Source organism: Allorhizobium paknamense (genome assembly GCF_030815125.1).
Classification (GTDB): Bacteria; Pseudomonadota; Alphaproteobacteria; order Rhizobiales; family Rhizobiaceae; genus Allorhizobium; species Allorhizobium paknamense.
Genome location: NZ_JAUSWH010000005.1, coordinates 128,503 through 149,734, shown reverse-complemented (window position 1 = coordinate 149,734; position 21,232 = coordinate 128,503). Strand labels below are relative to the sequence as shown.

Here is a 21,232-nt window from a genome sequence, read left to right as displayed (position 1 = left end):
GAGTGTCATCATCATGAACATTATCGGCCCGGATTATCTGGTTTTCGGCGTGGACGACGTTGCAGGCTGTTGCGAATATCTCACCGCCTTCGGCCTGAAGCCGGTGGACGTGACCGACAAGGGTGGCCTGTTCGAGACTTTGGACGGCACGGGCGTGATTGTCCGCCACAAATCCGACCCTTCGCTGCCGCCGCCCCTGCCCACCGCCAATATGCTGCGCCAGCAGGTCTATGGCGTGCGCGCCAGGCAAGATCTCGACGCCATCGAGGCGGAACTCTCCAAGGATCGCCGCGTCACGCGGCTTTCCGATGGCTCCATCGAGGTCAAGGACGATCACGGCTTCGAGTTGAAGTTCCAGGTGTCGATCCGCCGCGTGCTCGATATGCCTGCCGAAAAGATCAACGCACCCGGTGCACCGGCCCAGCGCAAGCCGAATGAAATCGGCGTCTGGGAGGAGATGCCGGCCCTGCCGCGCACGCTGAGCCACGTCGTGCTTTTCGTGCCCGATATCGAGATCGCCACGAAGTTCTACTGCGACCGGCTAGGCTTCGTGATCACCGATATCCTGACGGGCGCCGGTCCCTTCCTGCGGCCCAAGGCCAATGACGATCACCATACGCTCTTCTTCATCCGCACGCCGGATTACATGAAGGGTTGCGAACATCTTGCCTTCCACATGGGCGGCCCGACCGAGCTGATGGTGGCAGGCACCCGTTTTGTAAAGAAGGGCTATCAGAGCTTCTGGGGTCCTGGCCGTCACAAATTCGGTTCCAACTGGTTCTGGTACTTCAACAGCCCACTTGGCTGTCATGTCGAATATGACGCTGACATGGACAAGCACGACGATAACTGGGTGGCGCGGGAGGCCCCCAACGGCGCGGAAGCCTCGCAGATCGTTCTCTTTGAAATGCGGGAAAAATGGGCTCCCGGTGGCGGCCCCCCGCCCGGCGCCAAGGGCTGAATCACAAGAAACACAGCGAGTGGGGTGCGGGAGGAGGTACGGCCATGACGCAATCGTCAGCGGAAATATCGTCGGATTCCAAGGGCAGGGCGCCATCCCCGCCTCAGCCGCAGATGCAGGGCCGGACCCTGCTCTGCCATACCCTCGATATCGGCGAGGGCGAAGCCAAAGGCTTCGGCCCCATCGACGGCGGACGGCGCAAGATCATCCTGGTCCGGCGGGATGGCATGCTGCACGCCTGGCTCGACGCCTGCCCGCACTACAGCACAGGCACGCCCATGGCCTGGAAGACCGACGCCTATCTGAATGGCGAGAAGACCCATCTCACCTGCCATTCCCATCACGCCCTGTTCGATATGGCAACAGGGGAATGTGTTCTCGGCCCGTGCCTCGGGCAATCACTGACACCTGTCACTATCACCATGGACGATGACGGCCAGATCTTCGTCGTTCATGCCGCAAGGGAGGAATAACATATGCATTCGGGGGTAAAGAGCATCCTGATCGTTGGCGGCGGCTTTTCAGGCATGACAGCGGCGTTGCAATTGTCCCGGCAGGGCTTCGAGGTCGATCTCGTCGAAATGGATGCCGGGTGGCGCTCCTATGGCGCGGGCATCAGCCTGCACGGCTCGACGCTGCGCGTCATCGACCAGTTGGGTCTCCTGGACCGCTTTATGGAAGAGGGCTATGCCAGCGATGGCGTCGATATTCGCGGGCCGAACGATGCCGTTCTCGTGACGCTACCGACACCGCGCGTGGCGGGGCCGAACATTCCCGGCGGTGGCGGCATCATGCGCCCGGCGCTGGCCCGCATCCTTTCGGATGCCGTCAGAGCCTCCACCACAACGGTCCGGCTGGGCACGACCTTCAGCGAGCTGAAGGTAGACGAAACCGGCGTGGATGTTCATTTCACGGACGGCAGCCAGAAACGATACGATCTGGTGATCGGAGCGGACGGGCTCTACTCCGCGGTGCGGGCCACGGTATTTCCCGATGCGCCGAAGCCGCGCTTTATCGGCCAGTCCGTCTGGCGCGCCGTACTGCCCATTCCCGAAGAGATCGGCACCATTACCATGTGGATGGGCCCAAAGCTGAAAGTGGGCCTGAACGGCGTCGGCAAGGGCCAGGCCTATCTCTTCCTGACAGAAGACCGTCCCACCAATGATTTCGTTTCGCCGGACAGCTTCGTGGAGACATTGCGCGAGCTGCTGATGCGCTTTTCATCGCCGATCATCCGCAGGATTGCCAGCGAACTCTCGGAGCAGCACCAGATCATCTACCGTCCGCTGGAACAGATGCTGCTGCCGCGCCCCTGGTCGCGCGGGCCGGTCGTGCTCATTGGTGACGCTGTGCATGCCACCACCCCGCATCTGGCGGCAGGCGCCTGTATCGGCATCGAGGATGCCATGGTGCTGGCGGAAGAACTGGCAGACGGTGAAACGCTGCAAGGGGCACTCAACGCCTTCGAGAGCCGGCGCTGGGAGCGCTGCCGCATGGTGGTGGAAAATTCCGGACGGCTGGCGGATATCGAGATCCACGACGGCAGCCGCGAAGAACATGCTGCAATCATGCGGACATCGATGAAGACGCTGACGGAGGCGATCTAGAGCATTTGCAGGAAAAGTGGAAACCATTTTCAGTAACGGTTTCACGGCACTGGCAAGGGCATGGCAGCAGAGGAGTGCTGCACCTGTCCGATGACTTTCATGGAGGAGAAGCGGAGATGTCAGCCAAGGAATTTCATATGACGGGGGCTGCGGCATTGGTCATAGCCCATTGTGCGGGCATGCTCGATCTGGTGGCGCTACCGGTCTGGGTGGGTGCGCTGGTGGAGCGGTTCGGCTTCAGCCCGCAACAGGCGGGCATGATGGCCACCCTTTTCCTGCTGGGGGCTGTCGCAGCCAGCGCCTTTGCCGCACCGCTCTTTGCGCGGCTCAATCAAAAGGCGCTGGCTGTTCTGGGCTTTGCTGTCGCATCGGCAACATTTCTCGCCGCCTCCACCCAGACCAGCCTGACGATGCTGTCGCTGCTTCATCTCGTCGCCGGTATCTCCGTGGGCATCGCTCTCTCCATGGTCCATGGCACCATGGGGCATGCCGCCAATCCGCACCGGCTGTTTGCCGCCGCCGGCATGGCGCTCGGTCTTTTCGGCATCGTGCTGCTGGCAGCCATTCCGCAATTGCTGATCCTGCGGGGCGGCCCGGTTCTCTTCCAGGTGTTTGCAGGCGTCATGGCGATTGCGGCCATCAGTTCGGCGCTGTTGTTCCGCAATCCGCCACGGCAGGTGGAACATGCACGCACGCCTTTCAGCCGGGCCACCTGGTACACGATTTTCGGCATCAGCATCATGACCTTCAATCAATCCATGGTGTTTTCCTTTGTGGAAGTCATCGGCAAGGCGCGCGGTTTTGAACCCTCCAATGTGCTGGCCGTGCTGATTGCCCTTGGCTTTGTAAACTTTCTGGTGCCCGCTCCGCTGGCGACCTTTCTGCAGACGCGTGTATCGGCGCCGCTGATGGCGCAGATAGGCCCGGGAATCCAGGCGGTGCTTGCCGTGATCGTCACCTCGGCCACGGTCTTTCCGCTCTGGGCACCGGCAGCGGCTGTGTTCGTGGCCGTGCAGATCTTCACCCACACCTTCGTCTTCGGCCTTCTGGCAAAACTCGATCCAACGGGCCGCGCCGCTGCCGCCACCCCGGCCATGCTGATGGTGGGTGCGGCTCTCGCCCCGATCATCGGCGGCGCGCTCGGCCAGAATTTCGGCTTCGCGGCACTCGGCGCAACGGCAGTTGCGGTCAGCATCGTCTCCATCGGCTTTTTCACCAAGGCGAAAGCGGAAAGCACGGCTTTCACGCCATCGCTGGCATCCTGAGCGACAGCACTAAACCATCGAAAAACGGCTGGCCATCCAGCCGTCATCTTCAATGCCTGTTTCACGTCCTTTCCCGAAGCGGACCCGCTTCGGTAGACCATGAGGAAACCATGAAATTTGCCAGTTACCATGACGGAAGCCGGGACGGTCAATTGTGGATCGTCTCGCGAGATCTGAAATCCGCCGTCCCCGCCACCGGCATCGCTACCAGTCTGATCGAGGCTGTCGAACAGTGGGATGCGGTCGCGTCCCGTCTACAAGTGCTTTATGATCGTCTGAACGCCGGTGACGAGCCCTTTGCCACCCGGTTCGAGCCCGAGCGCTGCCTGGCGCCGCTGCCGCGCGCGCCGCAATGGCTGGACGCATCGGCCTTTCTCAACCACGGGCGGCTGATGGACAAGGCCTTCAACATAGAGCCCAATCCGGATTTCGAGACCGTACCGCTGATCTATCAGGGCGCTAGCGATGATTTTCGCGGTCCGCTGGCCGATGTCGCGTTTCCGGACGAGGCCATGCAGATCGACATGGAAGGAGAGTTCGGCATCGTTCTTTCCGAAGTGCCGATGGGCACGACGGTAGACGAGGCGCTCACCCATGTCCGCCTTCTCGTGCAGATCAATGACTGGTCGCTGCGCGCCTTCGGCCCCCGCGAGATGCGGGCCGGTTTCGGCTTCCTGCAGGCAAAGCCGTCAACGGCCTTTGCCCCCGTGGCCATCACGCCGGACGAGCTTGGCCCCCATTGGGCGAATGGCCGCGTCGGACTGCGGCTGCATGTCAGCATCAACGGTCGCGAGGTGGGCCGTGCCCATGGAAACGAGATGCATTTTTCCTTTGCGCAACTGATCGCTCATGGCGCCCATACCCGTCGCCTTTCTGCGGGAACCATCCTTGGCTCCGGCACCGTTTCCAACGCGGATCGGGCCGCAGGCTCTTCCTGTATTGCGGAAATCCGGGTCATTGAAATTCTGGATGAAGGTGCACCGCGCACCCCTTTCCTGCACTGGGGCGACCGGGTGCGCATGGAAGCCCGCCTGCCCGATGGGACAACCCCTTTCGGCAGCATCGATCAGGCCGTGGTCAAGGCCTGACAGTCCGTCCAAGAATCGCGCAGGCACACGCCACCGGACCCGGCACCAGGGTGCATTACTGATTATGGAGAAAGCATTGAAGATCATCGACTTGTCCGTCGCCATCGAAAACGACGTGCCAGCAGATCCGCCGGGCCTTGGGCCGCGCATCAGCTACACCAGCCATCAGGAGGGCACGGAAGAGGTTCTGCGCTTCTTCCCCGGTCTCGACATTGCCAAGGTGCCGGGCGGCGAAGGCTGGGCGGTGGAGCAATTGCAACTGACGGCGCATGCCGGAACGCATCTCGATGCGCCCTGGCATTTCGCCTCGACCATGAATGGCGGTGAACGGGCCTGGACCATCGATGAGGTGCCGCTGGACTGGTGCATCCGGCCCGGCGTCAAGCTGGACCTGCGCCATCTGCCGGATGGGCATGTGGCAACGGCAGCGGAGGTGGAGGCGGCTGTGAAGGCCACGGGCCACACCCTTCAGCCCTACGACATCGTTCTGATCAATACCGCTGCCGGGGAAGCCTATGGCCGGCCGGACTATCTGGGCCGTGGCTGCGGCATCGGCCGCGAGGCAACCCATTGGCTGATGGCTCAGGGCGTTCACATTGCCGGCACCGATGCCTGGTCCTGGGATGCCCCCTTCCCCGTAACCGCAAAGCGCTTTGCCGAAACCGGCGATGCCATGCTGATCTGGGAAGGACACAAGGCTGCCCGCGAAGGGATCTTCCTGCACATGGAGAAGCTGACGCGGCTGGCAGAACTACCCCCGTCCGGCTTCACCGTCTCCTGTCTGCCGGTCAAAATCAAAGGCGGTTCCGCAGGCTGGTGCCGCGCCATTGCTATTTTCAATTAGATCAGGTTTTCCGTCCGAAAATGCAAAAAAGAGCGTTTCAGCCTTTGCGTTGAAGGCTGAAACGCTTTTTCTGCAAGATCAGCCTTCCTGGGCGATCGGATTGCGCAGAATGCCGAGCTTGTCGATCTCAACCTCGACAATATCACCCGGTTTCATCCAGAGCGGCGGCGTACGCTTGGCGCCGACGCCCCCCGGCGTGCCGCTGACGATGACATCACCGGCTTCCAGCCGCGTAAAGGTGGAGCAATATTCGATCTGCCGGGCGATATCGAAAATCATCTGGCTGAAGGTCGCATCCTGCACCACCACCCCGTTGAGACGGGTTTGCAGCCTTAGGTCATCGAGGGGGCCAAGTTCGTCCGGGGTCATCATCCAGGGACCGAAAGCGCCGGTATCCATGAAATTCTTGCCCGGGGTAAACTGGTGGGTGTGGCGCTGGAAATCCCGGATGCTGCCGTCATTGTAGCAGGCATAGCCCGCGACATGGCTCATCGCGTCTTCGCGAGAGATATGGCGGCCCGGCTTGCCGATGATCACCGCCAGTTCGCCTTCATAGTCCAGTTCCGTGGAGACATTCGGGCGGATGATGGGCTTGAGATGGCCGGTCTGCGTATTGGCATATCGGGCAAAGATGGTCGGATGCTCGACCTCGGCGCGCCCTGTTTCCTTGCGGTGCATTTCGTAGTTCAGGCCGATGCAGAGGATCTTGTCGGGGTTCGGAAGGACAGGCAGCCATTCCACCTCGGCAATGGGCGTCGAGGCTGCCGTTTTGCAGGCCTCGGCCACGCCATCGAAACCGGCGGCAACCGCCGCCTTCAGGTCTGGATAACGGGACGCCAGCACCGCGCCTGTATCCAGGAAGAGATCGCCCTCAACGACGCCCCAGGTGGGGCGTCCGGCAAGGCTGACGGTTGAAAGTCTCATGGGTGTACTCCTGTCGGGTTGGAAGGGCGAGCGGTTATGCCCGCCGGGGTTCTCGTGCATTTCCAGGAAAACTGCCGGTGTGCAGCCCGGCAAAGCGCTGGATGGTGCGGTCCGGGAAGATCAGCGCGAAGGCCGAGATGGCGCCGATAATCAGGATGGCGGCGGTAAACAGCATCGCATTGGCATAGCCGGTCGCGGCATGATCTGGCCCGGCTGCCTGCACGATGGAGCCGGTAATGGCATTGGAAACGAGGGCGGACGCGGCATTGGCGGAATAGATGACGACGATCAGGCGGCCGCGCTGCACCGCAGGCGCGATAGCGCCCAGCGTGATGGGACCGTAAATCGTTGTCAGGCTGGGCGCGGCAAAGGCAATGGCAACTGAGGCCAGTTGCAGCGGACCGCTGACATACACCGACGCGATGAGGGCCACGCCCGCCACCAGCAGCGCCCAACCGGAGGCGTTGCCGAGAGCGGCACGCTTGCTTGCGCCATTGCGCAACATGCGCTGGGCAACCCAGGAGCCGAGAATGAGCAGCGGCGACTGGAAAACATAGATGGCCGAGATGATCGAGCCGGTTTGGCCCTGCGAATAGCCAAGTCCCTGCTGCAGGAAGGGCGGCAGCCAGGTGGCCGACATGCCGACGATATAATAGGACATGGTGGACATGATGATCACGCCGATCACCGTCGGATCGAGCCAGAGGCTGCGGGCCGGAACCGGCTTGTCTTCCATCGGTGCGCTGGCCTTTTCTGCACGGACATTGTCCGTATTGACCTTGTCGTCATGGCCGGCATAGGGGCCTTCGCCGCCCACCAGCAGCCAGGCGAGGATCCAGACCAGACCGATAAGGCCGCAGAACAGGAAGCCCGACCGCCAGCCATACTGAATGATCACATAGGTGAGGATCGGGCCGCCAGCGAGCAGGCCAACGCTGATGCCCTGCAAGACGATGGCATTGGGCACGCTGCGCTTTTCCGGGCTGAACCAGTTGTGGCAGGCATGCAGCGCCGTCGGCAGGCCCGGCCCCTCGCCAAGCCCCAGAAGAATGCGGCAGAGCACCAGCACCGTCACGGAACTGGTGAAGTAAATCGGGATCTGCGTGAGCGACCAGATAAGGGCAAGGACCACCAGGATCCACTTCACCGGCACACGGCCAATGACGAACAGGCCGACCAGCACCCCGGACAGGGAAAACAGCAGAAAGAAACTGCTGCCGATCAGGCCGAATTGCTGCGGGGTGAGGCTCAGATCCCGCATGATCGGCACGGCGGAAAGACCGAAGACCAGCTTGTCGAAAAAGTTCAGAGTCTGAAACAGAAAGAGCATGATCAGCACGGCGTAGGGGCGCCAGGGGCTGACTGTCGGCAAGGCTGTTCTCTCGGTCATGTTTTCCTCCCGAAAACCGATTGAATGCGACTTGAGCCTTTCCATATTGCATGGAAAGGCGGAAACTCAGGCCAGTTGGCGCTTCAGATCGGCAACAAGCCCGGCCAGCGCCGCAGCATCCGGAGCCGCTCCGAAAACGTAATGATCGGGCCGGACGATGACGGCGGATGCGGCATGACGATCGAACCACGACGCCAGCACGCCATCCTTTTCCCGCAAATCCGCCCGCGCCACCTCTGCAGCGGCAGGCGCAACGGCCTGCACCGTCACGCCGTCGAGCACGGCAGCGGCTTCCGCCAGGGCAGCAGCATCGGGCTTGCGGGCATCGAGGATCACCCGGAAACCTGTTCCGATCACCTTGTCGAGCAGGCGCTCTCTGCCCTCTTCCACGATGACGGGCTGGGGGAAGAGCAGGCCCCGCGCGGCAACGCCTTCTCCCGCGATCAGCCCCTGTTGCAGGGGTGGAACGATATCCTGGCGGGTCGTGGTCTGCGGCTCGCCGCCGCCTTCGGCCAGGATACGGGCATCGCGGGCGGCGGCGGCATCGGGATCGCGCTCGCAGATGGTTTCGCCGATGGCCTTGATCTTTCCGGTCAGCGTCTGGACATGGCGCTTGCGCTCGACGGTATAGCTGTCGAGCAGCTGGTCGGACGATTGCCCGCGCAGGACCCTGTCCAGTTTCCAGATCAGGTTGGTGACATCCCTGAGGCCCTGGCACATCCCCTGGCCGATGAAAGGCGGCTGCTGATGGGCCGCATCGCCGGCGATGAAGACGCGGCCACGCCGCCAATCATCTGCCACGAGGGCGTGGAAACGATAGGCAGCGGCCCGCCAGAGTTCCCCATCCTGCGGCGTCATCCACCGCGACAGAAGGGCCCAGACCTGTTCCGGCTTTTCCATTTCGCGGGGATTTTCCCCCGGCAGAAGCATGATTTCCCAGCGGCGGTGGTTCTTCGGCCCCATGATGTAGCTGGCGGGACGGGCAGGATCGCAGAACTGCGCGGAGGTCTGCGGCAGTCGATCGAGATGGTCCTCGTTGACCAGCACATCGATCACCAGCCAGGGCTCATCGAAAATCAGGTCTTCCAGCCGGATTCCCGTAAGTTGTCTGAGCGTACTGGAAGCACCGTCACAGCCGATGACGTAGCGGGCCTTCACCACGCGGGTCTGTCCCTCGGCATTTTTGAGGGTCACGGCAACGGCGTCACCCAGGTCCTCAAGCGCGATGGCTTCCGTGCCCAGTTCCACCGTCACACAGTCGAAGCTCTCGGCATGCGCACGGATGGCGGCCTCCACCGGCGGCTGGGTGAAGACCATGCTCGGCGTGTAGCCGAGCGGATAGGGCGGAGAAACCATGTCGATGCGCCGGATCAACTGACCTTTGGCGCCGTAATGCTGGGAGGCGGTGAAGGGCGCCACATGCGGCAGCACAGCCTCGGCAATGCCCATATTGTCGAAATGGCGCAGGATCTCATGATCGATGGCAATGGCGCGCGGCTTGTCGTAAATGCCGGGCAGCCGGTCCACCACCAGGGTCGAATGCCCCTGCGCGCCCAGCATGGACGCCGCGACAGCCCCGGCCGGACCGAAACCGATCACAGCAACATCATACCATTCCGCCTGATTGTCTTGATTGCTCACGGAAAGCCTCTGAAGTTTGGGCGGGAAAGCGCAAAGCGCCGTCCCGATGAATAAGATTTCTGGCGTTGCTCGCCCTCAGAACCGGGCAAAGCCGATAGCAAGCTGCGCCTTTTTACAGGCCTCGCTCTTCGGCGGGGCAATGCCCCAGTGATCGGTACGGCCGGGCGGCCAGACCCATTCCTCCGGCCCCTTGACGCGGTAGCTGTCATCGACCTGCAAAACCTCTGCCGTATACTCGATCACAACGCCTGCCGGATCGACGAAATAGGCGAAGACATTGTCTCCCGGCCCGTGACGGCCCACGCCCCAGCCAATGGGCGTTCCCGCATCCACCACCCGGCCAGAGCCCCGCATGACGGATTCGAGATCGGGCATCAGGAAGGCAATGTGGTTCAGGCCATTGACCGGCGCTTCCGCCAGCACCACGGCATGATGGTCGTCATTGCACCGCAGGAAGGCCATGAGCTTGGACCGGTCCGTCAGCACAAAGCCCAGCACGTCGCGGTAAAAACCCGTCAGCCCCTCGATGTCCGAGGAGTTGATATTGACATGCGCCAGCCGGAGGGGCCGATTGGCAACGGCGGCACCCTGTTTGCGCAGGTCGTTCCACACGAATTCCAGCACGGCACCCTGCGGTTCACGCACGACGAAACGCTCGCCGCCCGAGGGCGCATCGGCGGGACCGAGCGGTCGCACCAGCGCGCAGCCTGCGGCAAGCGCTCTTTCCAGCAAGCCTTCCAGCGCCGCGCGCGAGGCCGCGCGGAAGGTTGTCTTGCGAAGTTCCGCCTTGTCGCCAGCCTTCAGTTCAAGCACATGAAAATCATCGCCCGTGGCGGCCAGAAACACCTTGCCACCCGCCTCAGCAGCGACCTCCAGCCCCCAGACGCTGGTATAGAACGCTACGGCGCCGGCAAGATCTGGCGTCGAAAGCTCGACGCTGCGCAGCGCAATGACTGGAAAATCGCTCATCACTTCACCTCCTCAACCGCCAGGAATGCAAGGGCATTGCCAAAGGCCAGCCGCTCACGCAGCTCATGATCCTCGAAAGCCTCGCCAATGCGCCCCAGCGGGTCGTCATCGCGGAAATTGAAAGGAAAATCCGTGCCGATCATCACCCGTTCGGGACCGAAGACCTCCACAACACGCCGAAGCGTGGCTTGGTCAAACACCAGACTATCGGCATAAAGCCGCCGGGCGGAAACGGAGGGCGGCTCATCGAGACTGTCCCGCAGCGCGGGGAAAACCGCATAGCCCTGCTCAAGCCGGGGCAGGAGCGAGGCAAAACTGCCGCCGCCATGGCTGAAGGCAATGCGCAGGCCCGGATAATGCTTGAGAAGATTGCCGGTAATGACCGAGGCCGCCGCCAGCCCCACATCCGTGGGATAGGCCAGCACCTGCTGCAGCGGCGCGGGTCCGACCAGCCGGTCCATGCCCGCCGGGCGCACGGCGTGAACGAAGACGGCGGCACCCAGCGCCTCCGCCTCCGCAAAGAAAGGATGGAAGCGCGGATCGCCAATAACGGCGCCATTGATATTGCTGCCGATTTCCACGCCCTTGAAGCCGAGCTCCAAAACAGCCCGCCTGAGTTCGGAAATGGCAAGGTCCACATCCTGGAGCGGCACACCGCCAAGGCCCACGAATCGCCCCTGCCCTTCGGCCACCAGATCGGCGATCACATCATTGACATGGCGGGAAAGATCATGGCCCGCCGCAGCCGGCAGCCAATAGCCGAACAGTTCCGGCATCGGCGACAGCGCCTGCAGGCGAATACCGGCACGATCCATCGCTTCCAGACGGCGCTCGGCCACCCAGCAGGCATCGCTGATGGTGCGATAGGGCTTTTCATCGATGACGACAGTGGCATGGCAAGCCTCAGCCGGCGTCATGGACGGCCAGCCTTTCAGCGCGCCGCCACCCGGCGGCTGGGGAAAGCGCGATGGCACCACATGGCAGTGCACATCCACACCCACACAGCCGCAGGCCTGTCGACCCCCCCGAATTCTAGTGGTGTCTTTTTCCATCAGCTCCTCCTGATCCTTTGGTAATATACATAATTCACGTCGTAAAGCAAAAATTTATAAATTTTATTGACAGCGGCGCTGTTGTATAAGAAAGCAGCGACAGGAAACAGGACGACGATGGATACCCAGCTCTTGACCCGAGGGGCAGAAACGCCAGCCACATTGGCAACGAGCATTTATGAGCGTTTGAAAGCCGATATCCTCTCGGCGCAGCTTGAACCGGGCCAGAAGCTGCAATTGCGCTTTCTCACCGAACGCTATGAAACCGGCCAGACACCCCTGCGCGAGGCGCTGAACCGGCTGACCACGGAAGATCTGGTGGTGGGCAAGGAGCAGCGCGGCTTTTTCGTAAAAGCGATCAGCCGCGAGGAATTGCACGAACTGACCCGCACCCGCTGCTGGGTGGAAGGGCTGGCGCTGAAGGAATCGATCGCCAATACCACGGCGGCCTGGGAAGAGGCGCTGCTGGTGGCCCATCACCGGCTGGAGCGAACGCCGCGCTCGCTCAACCCGGAACAGTTCGAGGACAATCCGGAATGGGAAAAGCTGCATCGCATTTTTCATGCGCTGCTGATCGGCAATTGCCGCTCACGCCCGCTGATCGGCTTTTGCGAGCAATTGGCCGACCGGCTCTATCGCTACCGGGCGCTTTCCATCCGCAAGGCCTTCCGCAGCCGCAAGGTTTCGAACGAACATGCCGAGATCCTGAAAACGGTTCTGAACCGGCAGACGGAAGAGGCGGTCACGCTTTTGCAGCGTCACTATGAAAGAACCGCCGAGATCATCGCCAATGATCTCGGCGCAACGGAAACCCAGGGATTTGCGTAGGGCAGCGGCGGATTCAGACTGCTACGCTCGGCTTCATGCCGGAAAGGCACACTCGCCTGACCTATGGGTCCCCAAGATGGGCCGGAGGGTCGTGTTATGTCGGCCAATATTTTTCGATGTAGCGGTTCATTTCCGACAGCATGAATTTGCCCGAGTGGTCTGCCTTGTCTTCCCACGCGAAAACGCAGGCTGTCATGATGCCGTCAAATCCGATTTCGGCGAGTGTACCGAAGAAGTCATCCCACGGCACCTCCCCCTGCCCGATGTTGAGGTGCTGGTGCACGCGCGCCTGCGTACCGGGTGGGTTCAGGATGTAGCGCAAGCCGGAACTTGCCTTGTGATTGAAGGTATCGCCAACATGTACGTGAGCGAGGACATCCTTTGCCTCCCGCAGCATCGCCCTGGTGTCCTCACCGAAATAGAACGTATGAGGCGCGCAGTAGAGAAACCTGACATTTTTCGAATTGACCGTCCGGATGATGTCGAGCGCAGGCTGCAAGGTTTCGCACCAGTCCTCGGGATGGGGCTCGATATTGAGCTGGATGTTTTCCCGCTCGAAAATCGGCACCAGTTCTTCCATGGAACGCCACCAGGCGTCCTCACAGGCTTCAATCATCGAGCCGGTATGGCAGCAGTAGCAGCCGCCCTTGTCCGGGTGCGGGCCGCGGCCAAATTCGGAGTTCATTGTATCGACTTCCATTTCAACGGCGATCTCGATTGCACGCCTCCAGTGCTTGACCGCAGCCTGCCGCTCGCCCTCATCGTTCGAGGCCCAGCGGTACATCGGCAGTATCGAGGCAATCTTCACGTTCTCCGCCGCCAACGCCTTCTTGAACTGCTTCATCCGCTGCGGAAACACGCGAGGCGCCTTGAACCACTCGAGAAAATCGGCGCGCGGGCTCATCTCGATCCAGTCGTAGCCAAGTTCCCGCACCTTGCGCGGCAGATCCTCAAGGCTCAGGTGTCGGTGCATGAAGGGGTCTAGGGCGATACGCATGTCTGCCTCCGGGCGAACAGTAGATTGACGTTGAGTTGATGACGGTGCTGTGGAGGCTAAGGGCCAGGGAGGTCTGGCCCGTAGCCTGAGGCAAACTACAGGCGTAAGGCGGACGCCTGTCTGGCAAGTTGCCCCGGCCGGACAACATAAGGAGCTCCTGCTGGCGCACCTTTTTGAGCTGGGGCAGGATCCTGCGTTTGCAGCCTGCCTCAGAGTCGGTCAGACATAATCGACCCAGACCCCGCCAAGATCGGCCGAGCGCACACAGTTTTCGACCCAGCGAACGCCTTCCACGCCCGCGTGAAGATCGGGATACCGAAGATTTGCGAGACGACCCTCGTCATTCTCATTGCGCGCGTCCATAGCGATGGCAAACCGGTCGTAAAGATTGGCCCATGCCTCAAAAAGGCCTTCCGGATGGCCAGCGCCGATCCGGTCGTCGGCAAGCGCCTTGGCATGCAAATAGCCCATGCCGCGCTCCAGAATCCGTACCGGCTCGCCCTGAACCTCCAGCCGCAGCTGGTTTGGCTGCTCGTCCCACCATTCGATGGAGGCCTTCGCGCCGACAATGCGCACCTTCTGCCCGTGCATCGAACCGGCATTGATCGCACTCGACCACACGGTGCCAAAGGCGCCATTATCATATTCCATCAGCGTCATGGCATTGTCTTCCAACGGCGCACGGGTCTTGACGAAGCTCTGACGGGCGCAAAGAAGGCGCTTGATGCGCAGCTCCGGCAAAATGACCTCCGAAATATAAAGGGGGTGCGTTCCAATATCGCCAAGCACATAGCTTGGGCCTGCAAATTTTGGGTCCACGCGCCAGCGTGTCGCCGGGTTCTGAAGCTCGACGGCCTCGTTGTGGAAACCGTGGGCGAACTGGAGGTTTACCAGACGGATTTCACCCAGTTCCCCAGCCGCGACAAGCTCGCGAGCATGCTCGATCACCTGATGGCCGCTATAGCCGTAAGTCACACCGACAATACGCCCGCGCTCAGCCGCAATGCGCTCAAGATCTTCAGCCTCGGCCACGGTGAAGCACAGCGGCTTTTCGCACACAACGTGAAGCCCGCTTTCCAGCGCGGCCTTGGTGATCTCGTAATGGGTGTTATTGGGCGTTGCGATCGATACCGCCTCGATCCCATCCGGGCGCTTTGCCTCCCCGGCAAAAAGGGTTCGCCAGTCGGCATAGCACCGCGACGGGTCGAGCCCCAGTTCGATACCGAAGGCGCGGCCGCGTTCGGCATCGATGTCGAACGCTCCGGCAACCAGCTCGAAATAACGGTCACGAAGGGCAGCGCAACGGTGAATGTAACCGATCTGGCTGCCTCGGCCGCCGCCAACCATGGCCCAGCGAAGAGGTCGTTTCGTCTGACGAGTCCCGTAAATCATGAAAATCTTGTCCTGAAGGGTTAGAAGCCAGCGGTTTTGAGATAGTCCCGGCTGAGTTTCACATCCGCGAGGCTACCTGCTGCGTTACGTGGATCCCGTTCCTGCTCCACCGTGATGAAGCCTTCATAGCCCAGCTCATCCAGCAGCCTGCGAATGGCCGGATAGTCGATGCACCCATTGCCGATCGGGCACATGACGCCCTGCGCGCACGCTTCGAAGAAGCGGATGCGCTCACCCATCACGCGTTCGAAAACCGCCTTGTCGATGTCCTTGAATTGAATGTAATCGAGCCGGTCGGCATATTTTCTCAAGGTTTCAACCGGATCCATGCCGGCATACAAGGTATGCCCGGTGTCCAGACAAAAGCCCGCGACATGCTGAGGAATATCTGCCGCGACACGGGCAATCTCGTCTTCGAACTCGATATAACCGCCGGCATGCGGGTGAATGGTGGCGCGAACGCCATATTTGTCACGGGCAAGCGTGGAGATCGCCCGGATATTGTCCATCATGCCCGCCCAGGCCCTGTCATCAAGACGGGGAGCACGATCACTATGGCCAGCGGCAAAATCGCGTTCGTCATGCCCCCAATCCATCACCGTCAGATAGGGAGCCGCAAAGCGCTGGCCAGCAGTTGCGGGAGGCTTTGGCAAGCGTGTCATCAACGCGCAAATCTCATCCACCTGCTGCAACAGGTTATCGCGATTTTCCCGATCGACCAGGTCATTGAAGATCGTGCCCGCAACAATGTAGAGGCCCCGGCTTGTCAAAGCGTGTGAAACCACGTCGATGTCCAGCGGCACATACCCATATGGCCCAAGTTCCATGCCGCCATATCCGGCAGCCTTGACCTCGTCGAAGACCAACTCCCACGACGGGAGATCTGGATTGCGCACGTCATCGACCCCCCAACAGCAAGGCGCTGTGGTGACTGTAATACTCATTCTATCGTGATCCTTCCCTCGCGTCGCTCACAGGGTGGGCGACCCTCCTTGACCCAAAGGTGTAACCACAAAGAGCCGGTTTACAAACTTGGATTTTGATGGGATTCCATCAAGCGGAGCATGGAGGAACAAATGATTGCACGAAAGGTGAGCATTGCGGATGTCGCCAAGGCAGCCGGTGTCTCAACCGCAACGGTGGATCGGGTCCTGAACAATCGTGGCGGAGTCCGCACGGACAAGGAGGACCTCGTGCTGGCTGCTGCACGCGCCCTCGGCATTGACCGAGCGCTGGACCGCCCTCCCTCCCGGACATTGCGGATCGCGGTCCTCATACAGCCTCCGGTGAACCCTTTTCATGCGGCGCTGCGGGAAGGCATCGACCTTGCCTCCCGAATGTATGCTCCTCTGAATATGCAGTTCTTCGTTCACCACATCGATCCGCGGAAACCCGCTGCCATCGCAGCCGCCATCCGCGACTGTCGCTCCTATAACGGCCTGATTATCACGAGCCCCGACGATATCCGCGTTCGAGAAGCCGTCGCAATTCTGTCTCAAAAAATTCCAGTGGTCACTCTTGCCACAGACCTGAGCGACTGCGGACGAGCCGCCTATGTGGGGCCGGATGACCAGCAGGCAGGCCGGGTGGCAGGAGATCTCATGGGCCTGTTTTTGGGGGCCGAAGGCGGCCGGGTGGTGATGGTAACCGGTTCCCGTGACATCGCCGGGCACAGGGAAAGAGAAGCCGGGTTTCGGACCATCATCGCCGAACGTTATCCGAAGTGTAGTCTCGCCTCCGTTCTGGAGACGGGCGAGGATCAGGAGGAAGCAGGTCGGGTGGTGGAAATTGCTTTCAAAGACGACCCGGTATTGCGGGGCATCTATCACTTGTCAGCCGGTGCAATGCCCATTGTCGGCGCCCTCCAACGTCTCGGCAGAATTGACGATACGGTTATGATTACCCATGAACTCACCCCAAACCGGCGTGCCCTGCTCAAGTCACGCAAGATAAGCGCCGTGATCGACCAAAGGCCGCTGCTGGAAGCGCGCCTTGCGGTGGAAACTATCGCAAAATTCTTAGGGAGATTGCCAGGGAATGCGGCATCGACATCGACAGACATTCAAATATTTTTGGCCGAAAATGCTTAAATGCATGCACTAAAGCAAGAAGAACGAGACGCGCATCTCCGCTTTCCACTTCTATAGCACCTATACGATTAGCTCCCCGTAAATTGGTCATGATCGGGCATGTGTTGCTGTACGAACCCTGTCATGGTGCTATCGCGGGCATTTTTCACCCTGGGCTATTTTGATGCCGTATCCGCTCGCGTCACATTAAAATGTCACTTTAGGCGTACCCAAAGGCATTTACGATTTGGGGAGTGTAAAAGTGGTATTCTCACCTCCCAAAAACAGAGAACACGTCCGGTGACCAAAATTTCACCGGACGTGTTCTCTGTTTTGTTTCTACGCTTTTCCTGGGACAATGCTCTAATAGGCAACCCCGACTTGCGCTCTGTGACGCGTCGGATGCTCAATCTCGTCAAGCACAGCACGGGCGTAATCGATACCGCTGATCGCCGATCTGCCGTTCTCGTCAAAGAGCGCAACTTCATCACCAATGCGATAGTGCCCCAGATCCTCTCCCGGCTGCCAGGCTGAGAATTCCATGGCCGGCGAGACGAACAGCCAGTCCACGCCAGTGGTATCGGCCAGCAGATTATTCAAAACGTCGAGATTTTCCAGCGCCTCTGCAACGACCTCGGCCGGGACATCCGGTGGAAAGCTCTCACCTTCCAACATGCGCGGCGCACCGGCTTCCCGCCGCAGGCATGAGAACCCTCCGACCAGAACGAGACGCGCACCTGAAGCTGCGGCCTTGCTTGCAAGCGCGGCATAGACATTGGCGAGTTTGCCCTTGTTGGAACCACGCGGGGAAAACGCGCCCACAATGACATCAGCGTCAGCAATTGTCGTGCCCGCGTCCTCGATACTCGCTGTCACATAGTTCACATTCGGGATCGGTTCGGACGGAAGCGATCGGCTGATCGACGTGACGACATGTCCGCGCTTTACAGCTTCGCGCGCAATTGCCGAACCGGCATATCCCGTGCCGCCGATCACGGTGATCTTCCTGGGTTTACTCATGAAATGACTCCTGTTTGATCTGTATGAAAGTCGTGAGAAGCAGCTATGGCTTTTGCCTTTCAGATGCCGCTAAACTGCTTCGAGATCACCCATCTCGCCTGAATGGAAGCGCTGGTAGGCGCTGCGAATTCCGCTCAAGTCGTTCATGATGAACGGTCCATCAGCGACAACAGGCTCGTTCAATGCTGGCCCCGAAAGGACAAGGACATGAGCGATCCCGCCCCGCGCGCTGAGGTGCACCTCTCCGGCGCCAGAAAGGGCGATCGCGGTCTCTGTCGACAGATCATGGATTTTGCCGTCGATCTCGACACTCAGTTCGCCATCGAGCACGTATATGACTGTGTTGTCCCCTGAATGAATTGGGTAGGAAACACGGTCGAGCACAAACGCCTCAAGGATTGAGTAGGGTTCTACTGGTTTGATCAAGGACAACACATTTCCGAAACAGCCAACCAAAACACGGATGCGGTCTCCAGCCGGATTGCGCCACTCGGGAACCCGATCGGACAGCATGTACATCGTCTTCGGTTCCGCGAGCTTATTGCGCATGGAGAGGTTGACGTAGATCTGGGCGCCGTGAATTTCCGCACCGCGCACGGCTGGCACCTCCTGATGCAGCGCTCCACGGCCAGCCTGCAACCAGACAATGCCGCCAGGGCCGATCTCGACATCATTCCCGAGTGAGTCACGGCTTCGGAGCGAAGCCGGGGAATCTTCAAACACATAGGTTATTGCCGAGAAACCCGCGTGGGGATGGGGCCCGAAGGGCTGACCGGAGACGCGAAAATTGTCAAGGAGCGCAAGTGGCGACGAAAGGCCATGCATCCGCTCGAGGCCGATGGTATGAACCGAAAATATGTTACCTTTGCCGTGGCTGCGGGCATGAATAATGTCGGAAACACGGATGACCATGAAGAAACTCCTTCGCGACTGACCTCTCTATGCCGCATTGCTTCCCATCTAAAAACCCTATATTTAAAGATGGAAACCATAGGATATAACGATAGATGATCGACGGGTTTTCACTCGATCAGCTGCGGACGTTTGTGGCTGCAGCTGATTCTGGCAGTTTTTCTTCCGCCGGTCGTCAACTCGGACGGGCGCAGTCGGTGGTGAGCCAAACGATTGCTAATCTTGAAAATCTGATCGGCGTGACCTTATTCGATCGAAACGGTCGCTATCCGGCGCTAACCGAGCACGGTCGTGCCCTGCTTGAGCAAGCGCGTGGTGTCACTGGCGCAGTGGATCAGTTCAAGGCCCGGGCGCGGGGATTGGCGGGCGGCCTTGAACCGGAGCTGAGCGTCGTGATCAACGTGCTGTTTCCCACCCGGGTGCTGACGCAAGCTGTTGCAAACTTCCAAAGGCGCTTTCCGGATACACAATTGCGCATTTCGGTCGAAGGGCTCAGCGCCGTTCTTGAACTCGTTATGGACGGTACATGCACCTTTGGTATTCGCGGGCCGATTGGCGGCACCTGCCCGGACCTGAGCAGTGAATATCTGCTGCAGGTCGGATATCAGATGGTGGCAGCACCCAATCATCCGCTTGCCGATTACGTCGGGCCCATTCCGACCAAGGTCCTCGCGCAACATGTGCAGCTTGTTTTATCCGACCGCTCAAAGCTCGCGGAGGAGAAGGATTTTCGGGTTTTTTCACCCAAGACCTGGCGACTTTACGACTTGGCTGCCAAGCATGCACTGTTAAAGGCAGGACTGGGCTGGGGAGGCATGCCAGTGGACATCATCCGCGATGAACTTGAGCGCGGCGTGTTGGTCCCGCTCGAGATTGCCGACATGACCGTTGCCTCCAATATCACCATGTCTGCCACCTATAGAACTGACACCCCGCCTGGGCCAGCGGGGCGAGGGCTCATCGAGGAGCTCGTCAAGGCATCGTCTGAGCTTTGATCCTGAGCAAAGTGTCGTCGCGGCTTTCCGTCCGGAAATGCTTTAAAAAAAAAGCTTAAAGCTCACAGCGCCGTGCGCCATATATGGCGCACGGCGCTGTAGGTGTTAACTCCCGGCGATGAGACCGGCAGCCTCAATGCCTGCCAGCGCGCAGACCTCGTCATTGTCGCCGACATCGCCGGAAATGCCGATGGCCCCGATCACCTCGCGATGTGCGTCAAGGATCAGAACGCCGCCCGGCGAAGGCACCATGCGCCCGCCGCTGACATCGCCCAGCATGGAAAAGAAGGTCGGAAATTTTTCAGACCGCTTGGCGAGTTCACGCGAGCCGAAACCCATGCCAAGCGACCCCCAGGCCTTGCCGAAGGCAATTTCGAAACGAACGATACCGGCACCGTCCTCGCGCTTATAGGCAATCAGATGACCACCGGCATCCAGCACGGCCACGGCAAGCGGGGCGAGGTTGCGCTCGCGCCCTTCGGCAAGGGCGGCGTCGATGATGAGCGTGGCCTGGTTCAGGGTAAGACGTGTCACAACTGACCTCATGAAAATACGGTTTACAGAAACATCGCGATGATATCGCGCGGCGTCTTCGGGCGCGGCACCTTGAAATCCACAGTCAGCAGATCGATAGCCTGCGGTCGCGACAGGCAGGTGTCAAGCCAGGCTTTCAGCGCGGGCCAGGCGGACATGTTCAGCTCGGCAATCAGCGCCATATGCATGACGGATGCGACATTGATATCCGCCACGCTGAACCGCTCGCCGAGGATGAAGGGCTGCCGCTCCAGATGCGCATTCAGCACACCCCAGGGACGTGCCAGTTTCCACAGCGCCAGTTCCAGTTCTTCATCGCTCGGGTCTGCGGGGGTGAACAGGGTGCGAATGGCAGCGGCCATGAGAAGCGGCTTTTCCACCTCGGCCATCACCCAGAGCGACCATTGGGTGACCAGCGCCTCTTCCTCGGCCGTTTGAGGACCGAGCACACCGCCATATTTTTTGGCAAGGTAGAGGTTGATCGCCAGCGATTCGAACAGGCTGAAACCCTCATCCACCAGAGTCGGGCATTTGCCGTTCGGGTTGAGCGCGAGAAATTCCGGCGGCTTCGGCTGTCCCGGAAGAAAGGCAAGTTTCTCCAGCGAAAACTCGATTTCAAGCTCCTTCAGCATCCAGCTGCAGCGATTAGCGCGGGTTTTGGCGGGGTCGCCATACAATGTAATCACGGTGTTCCTCCCATGGCCTCCTTTCGGAGGCTGACCTGTGATGCAGCAAATGCCACCA

Annotated in this window: 21 protein-coding genes; 9 read left to right on the top strand and 12 right to left on the bottom strand. The window is 60.3% G+C overall.

Features of this window, described 5'->3' with window-relative positions; translation table 11 throughout:
* The first annotated feature begins 13 nt into the window (after positions 1-13).
* The 6 genes from QO005_RS10055 (at position 14) to QO005_RS10030 (ending at position 5,765) form a co-directional block, all read left to right on the top strand.
* Positions 14-961 (top strand): VOC family protein, encoded by a 948-nt coding sequence (locus QO005_RS10055; RefSeq protein ID WP_307157882.1) that lies wholly within the window; start codon positions 14-16, stop codon positions 959-961.
* A 44-nt stretch (positions 962-1,005) separates the two neighbouring features.
* Entirely contained in the window at positions 1,006-1,434 is a 429-nt protein-coding gene (locus QO005_RS10050) for a Rieske (2Fe-2S) protein (protein WP_307157881.1), read from the top strand.
* Between the two features lie 3 nt (positions 1,435-1,437).
* Positions 1,438-2,568, top strand: a complete 1,131-nt coding sequence (locus tag QO005_RS10045; RefSeq protein WP_307157880.1) for an FAD-dependent oxidoreductase — start codon at positions 1,438-1,440, stop codon at positions 2,566-2,568.
* A 116-nt stretch (positions 2,569-2,684) separates the two neighbouring features.
* On the top strand, positions 2,685-3,833 hold the full coding sequence (locus QO005_RS10040) for an MFS transporter (protein ID WP_307157879.1): 1,149 nt from the start codon (positions 2,685-2,687) through the stop codon (positions 3,831-3,833).
* A gap of 110 nt (positions 3,834-3,943) precedes the next feature.
* Positions 3,944-4,921, top strand: a complete 978-nt coding sequence (locus tag QO005_RS10035) for a fumarylacetoacetate hydrolase family protein (RefSeq protein WP_307157878.1) — start codon at positions 3,944-3,946, stop codon at positions 4,919-4,921.
* A gap of 64 nt (positions 4,922-4,985) precedes the next feature.
* Positions 4,986-5,765, top strand: coding sequence for a cyclase family protein (locus tag QO005_RS10030; protein WP_307157877.1), 780 nt, complete (start codon positions 4,986-4,988; stop codon positions 5,763-5,765).
* A gap of 78 nt (positions 5,766-5,843) precedes the next feature.
* On the opposite strand, the gene QO005_RS10025 is transcribed toward QO005_RS10030, so the two are convergent.
* The 5 genes from QO005_RS10025 to QO005_RS10005 form a co-directional block, all read right to left on the bottom strand.
* Positions 5,844-6,689 (bottom strand): fumarylacetoacetate hydrolase family protein, encoded by an 846-nt coding sequence (locus QO005_RS10025; RefSeq protein WP_307157876.1) that lies wholly within the window; start codon positions 6,687-6,689, stop codon positions 5,844-5,846.
* Positions 6,690-6,723: 34 nt separating this feature from the next.
* The gene (locus tag QO005_RS10020) at positions 6,724-8,079 is read right to left on the bottom strand and encodes an MFS transporter (protein ID WP_307157875.1); all 1,356 of its coding nucleotides are present in this window, start codon (positions 8,077-8,079) and stop codon (positions 6,724-6,726) included.
* 66 nt (positions 8,080-8,145) lie between these two features.
* Positions 8,146-9,720 (bottom strand): bifunctional 3-(3-hydroxy-phenyl)propionate/3-hydroxycinnamic acid hydroxylase, encoded by a 1,575-nt coding sequence (locus tag QO005_RS10015; protein ID WP_307157874.1) that lies wholly within the window; start codon positions 9,718-9,720, stop codon positions 8,146-8,148.
* 75 nt (positions 9,721-9,795) lie between these two features.
* Positions 9,796-10,689 (bottom strand): VOC family protein, encoded by an 894-nt coding sequence (locus tag QO005_RS10010; RefSeq protein ID WP_307157873.1) that lies wholly within the window; start codon positions 10,687-10,689, stop codon positions 9,796-9,798.
* Positions 10,689-11,741 carry an amidohydrolase family protein gene (locus QO005_RS10005; RefSeq protein WP_307157872.1) on the bottom strand — a complete coding sequence of 351 codons (1,053 nt, stop codon included), beginning with the start codon at positions 11,739-11,741 and terminating at the stop codon, positions 10,689-10,691. The genes QO005_RS10010 and QO005_RS10005 overlap by 1 nt, the downstream gene beginning before the upstream one ends.
* Before the next feature lie 117 nt (positions 11,742-11,858).
* On the opposite strand from QO005_RS10005, the gene QO005_RS10000 reads away from it, so the two are divergent.
* Entirely contained in the window at positions 11,859-12,569 is a 711-nt protein-coding gene (locus QO005_RS10000) for a GntR family transcriptional regulator (protein WP_307157871.1), read from the top strand.
* Positions 12,570-12,663: 94 nt separating this feature from the next.
* Here the strand turns inward: QO005_RS10000 and QO005_RS09995 are convergent, their stop codons facing one another.
* The 3 genes from QO005_RS09995 to QO005_RS09985 all read right to left on the bottom strand — a co-directional run bounded on the left by QO005_RS09995 (position 12,664) and on the right by QO005_RS09985 (position 15,902).
* Entirely contained in the window at positions 12,664-13,566 is a 903-nt protein-coding gene (locus QO005_RS09995; protein ID WP_307157870.1) for a sugar phosphate isomerase/epimerase family protein, read from the bottom strand.
* Positions 13,567-13,785: 219 nt separating this feature from the next.
* Positions 13,786-14,958 (bottom strand): Gfo/Idh/MocA family protein, encoded by a 1,173-nt coding sequence (locus QO005_RS09990; RefSeq protein WP_307157869.1) that lies wholly within the window; start codon positions 14,956-14,958, stop codon positions 13,786-13,788.
* A 20-nt stretch (positions 14,959-14,978) separates the two neighbouring features.
* Complete coding sequence (locus tag QO005_RS09985) at positions 14,979-15,902, bottom strand: sugar phosphate isomerase/epimerase family protein (RefSeq protein WP_307157868.1); 924 nt, start codon at positions 15,900-15,902, stop codon at positions 14,979-14,981.
* Between the two features lie 132 nt (positions 15,903-16,034).
* On the opposite strand from QO005_RS09985, the gene QO005_RS09980 reads away from it, so the two are divergent.
* The gene (locus QO005_RS09980; protein ID WP_307157867.1) at positions 16,035-17,048 is read left to right on the top strand and encodes a LacI family DNA-binding transcriptional regulator; all 1,014 of its coding nucleotides are present in this window, start codon (positions 16,035-16,037) and stop codon (positions 17,046-17,048) included.
* 342 nt (positions 17,049-17,390) lie between these two features.
* Here QO005_RS09980 and QO005_RS09975 read toward each other — a convergent pair whose 3' ends face one another.
* On the bottom strand, positions 17,391-18,047 hold the full coding sequence (locus QO005_RS09975) for an NAD(P)-dependent oxidoreductase (RefSeq protein WP_307157866.1): 657 nt from the start codon (positions 18,045-18,047) through the stop codon (positions 17,391-17,393).
* Positions 18,048-18,116: 69 nt separating this feature from the next.
* The gene (locus QO005_RS09970; protein WP_307157865.1) at positions 18,117-18,959 is read right to left on the bottom strand and encodes a pirin family protein; all 843 of its coding nucleotides are present in this window, start codon (positions 18,957-18,959) and stop codon (positions 18,117-18,119) included.
* Between the two features lie 95 nt (positions 18,960-19,054).
* Between QO005_RS09970 and QO005_RS09965 the strand changes: the two genes are divergently transcribed.
* Positions 19,055-19,954 (top strand): LysR family transcriptional regulator, encoded by a 900-nt coding sequence (locus QO005_RS09965; protein ID WP_307157864.1) that lies wholly within the window; start codon positions 19,055-19,057, stop codon positions 19,952-19,954.
* A 105-nt stretch (positions 19,955-20,059) separates the two neighbouring features.
* On the opposite strand, the gene QO005_RS09960 is transcribed toward QO005_RS09965, so the two are convergent.
* Entirely contained in the window at positions 20,060-20,488 is a 429-nt protein-coding gene (locus tag QO005_RS09960) for a GlcG/HbpS family heme-binding protein (protein ID WP_307157863.1), read from the bottom strand.
* Between the two features lie 23 nt (positions 20,489-20,511).
* Entirely contained in the window at positions 20,512-21,174 is a 663-nt protein-coding gene (locus QO005_RS09955) for a glutathione S-transferase family protein (protein ID WP_307157862.1), read from the bottom strand.
* Between the last annotated feature and the right edge of the window lie 58 nt (positions 21,175-21,232).

Bases quoted from the DNA above. Each gene is read 5' to 3' on its own strand.
- QO005_RS10050 (WP_307157881.1), top strand. From the start codon at position 1,006: ATGACGCAATCGTCAGCGGAAATATCGTCGGATTCCAAGGGCAGGGCG.
- QO005_RS09965 (WP_307157864.1), top strand. From the start codon at position 19,055: ATGATCGACGGGTTTTCACTCGATCAGCTGCGGACGTTTGTGGCTGCA.
- QO005_RS10030 (WP_307157877.1), top strand. From the start codon at position 4,986: ATGGAGAAAGCATTGAAGATCATCGACTTGTCCGTCGCCATCGAAAAC.
- QO005_RS10045 (WP_307157880.1), top strand. From the start codon at position 1,438: ATGCATTCGGGGGTAAAGAGCATCCTGATCGTTGGCGGCGGCTTTTCA.
- QO005_RS10055 (WP_307157882.1), top strand. From the start codon at position 14: ATGAACATTATCGGCCCGGATTATCTGGTTTTCGGCGTGGACGACGTT.
- QO005_RS09995 (WP_307157870.1), bottom strand. From the start codon at position 13,566: ATGCGTATCGCCCTAGACCCCTTCATGCACCGACACCTGAGCCTTGAG.
- QO005_RS10020 (WP_307157875.1), bottom strand. From the start codon at position 8,079: ATGACCGAGAGAACAGCCTTGCCGACAGTCAGCCCCTGGCGCCCCTAC.
- QO005_RS10025 (WP_307157876.1), bottom strand. From the start codon at position 6,689: ATGAGACTTTCAACCGTCAGCCTTGCCGGACGCCCCACCTGGGGCGTC.
- QO005_RS09980 (WP_307157867.1), top strand. From the start codon at position 16,035: ATGATTGCACGAAAGGTGAGCATTGCGGATGTCGCCAAGGCAGCCGGT.
- QO005_RS09975 (WP_307157866.1), bottom strand. From the start codon at position 18,047: ATGAGTAAACCCAGGAAGATCACCGTGATCGGCGGCACGGGATATGCC.
- QO005_RS10005 (WP_307157872.1), bottom strand. From the start codon at position 11,741: ATGGAAAAAGACACCACTAGAATTCGGGGGGGTCGACAGGCCTGCGGC.
- QO005_RS09990 (WP_307157869.1), bottom strand. From the start codon at position 14,958: ATGATTTACGGGACTCGTCAGACGAAACGACCTCTTCGCTGGGCCATG.
- QO005_RS10040 (WP_307157879.1), top strand. From the start codon at position 2,685: ATGTCAGCCAAGGAATTTCATATGACGGGGGCTGCGGCATTGGTCATA.
- QO005_RS09970 (WP_307157865.1), bottom strand. From the start codon at position 18,959: ATGGTCATCCGTGTTTCCGACATTATTCATGCCCGCAGCCACGGCAAA.
- QO005_RS10000 (WP_307157871.1), top strand. From the start codon at position 11,859: ATGGATACCCAGCTCTTGACCCGAGGGGCAGAAACGCCAGCCACATTG.
- QO005_RS09985 (WP_307157868.1), bottom strand. From the start codon at position 15,902: ATGAGTATTACAGTCACCACAGCGCCTTGCTGTTGGGGGGTCGATGAC.
- QO005_RS10035 (WP_307157878.1), top strand. From the start codon at position 3,944: ATGAAATTTGCCAGTTACCATGACGGAAGCCGGGACGGTCAATTGTGG.
- QO005_RS10010 (WP_307157873.1), bottom strand. From the start codon at position 10,689: ATGAGCGATTTTCCAGTCATTGCGCTGCGCAGCGTCGAGCTTTCGACG.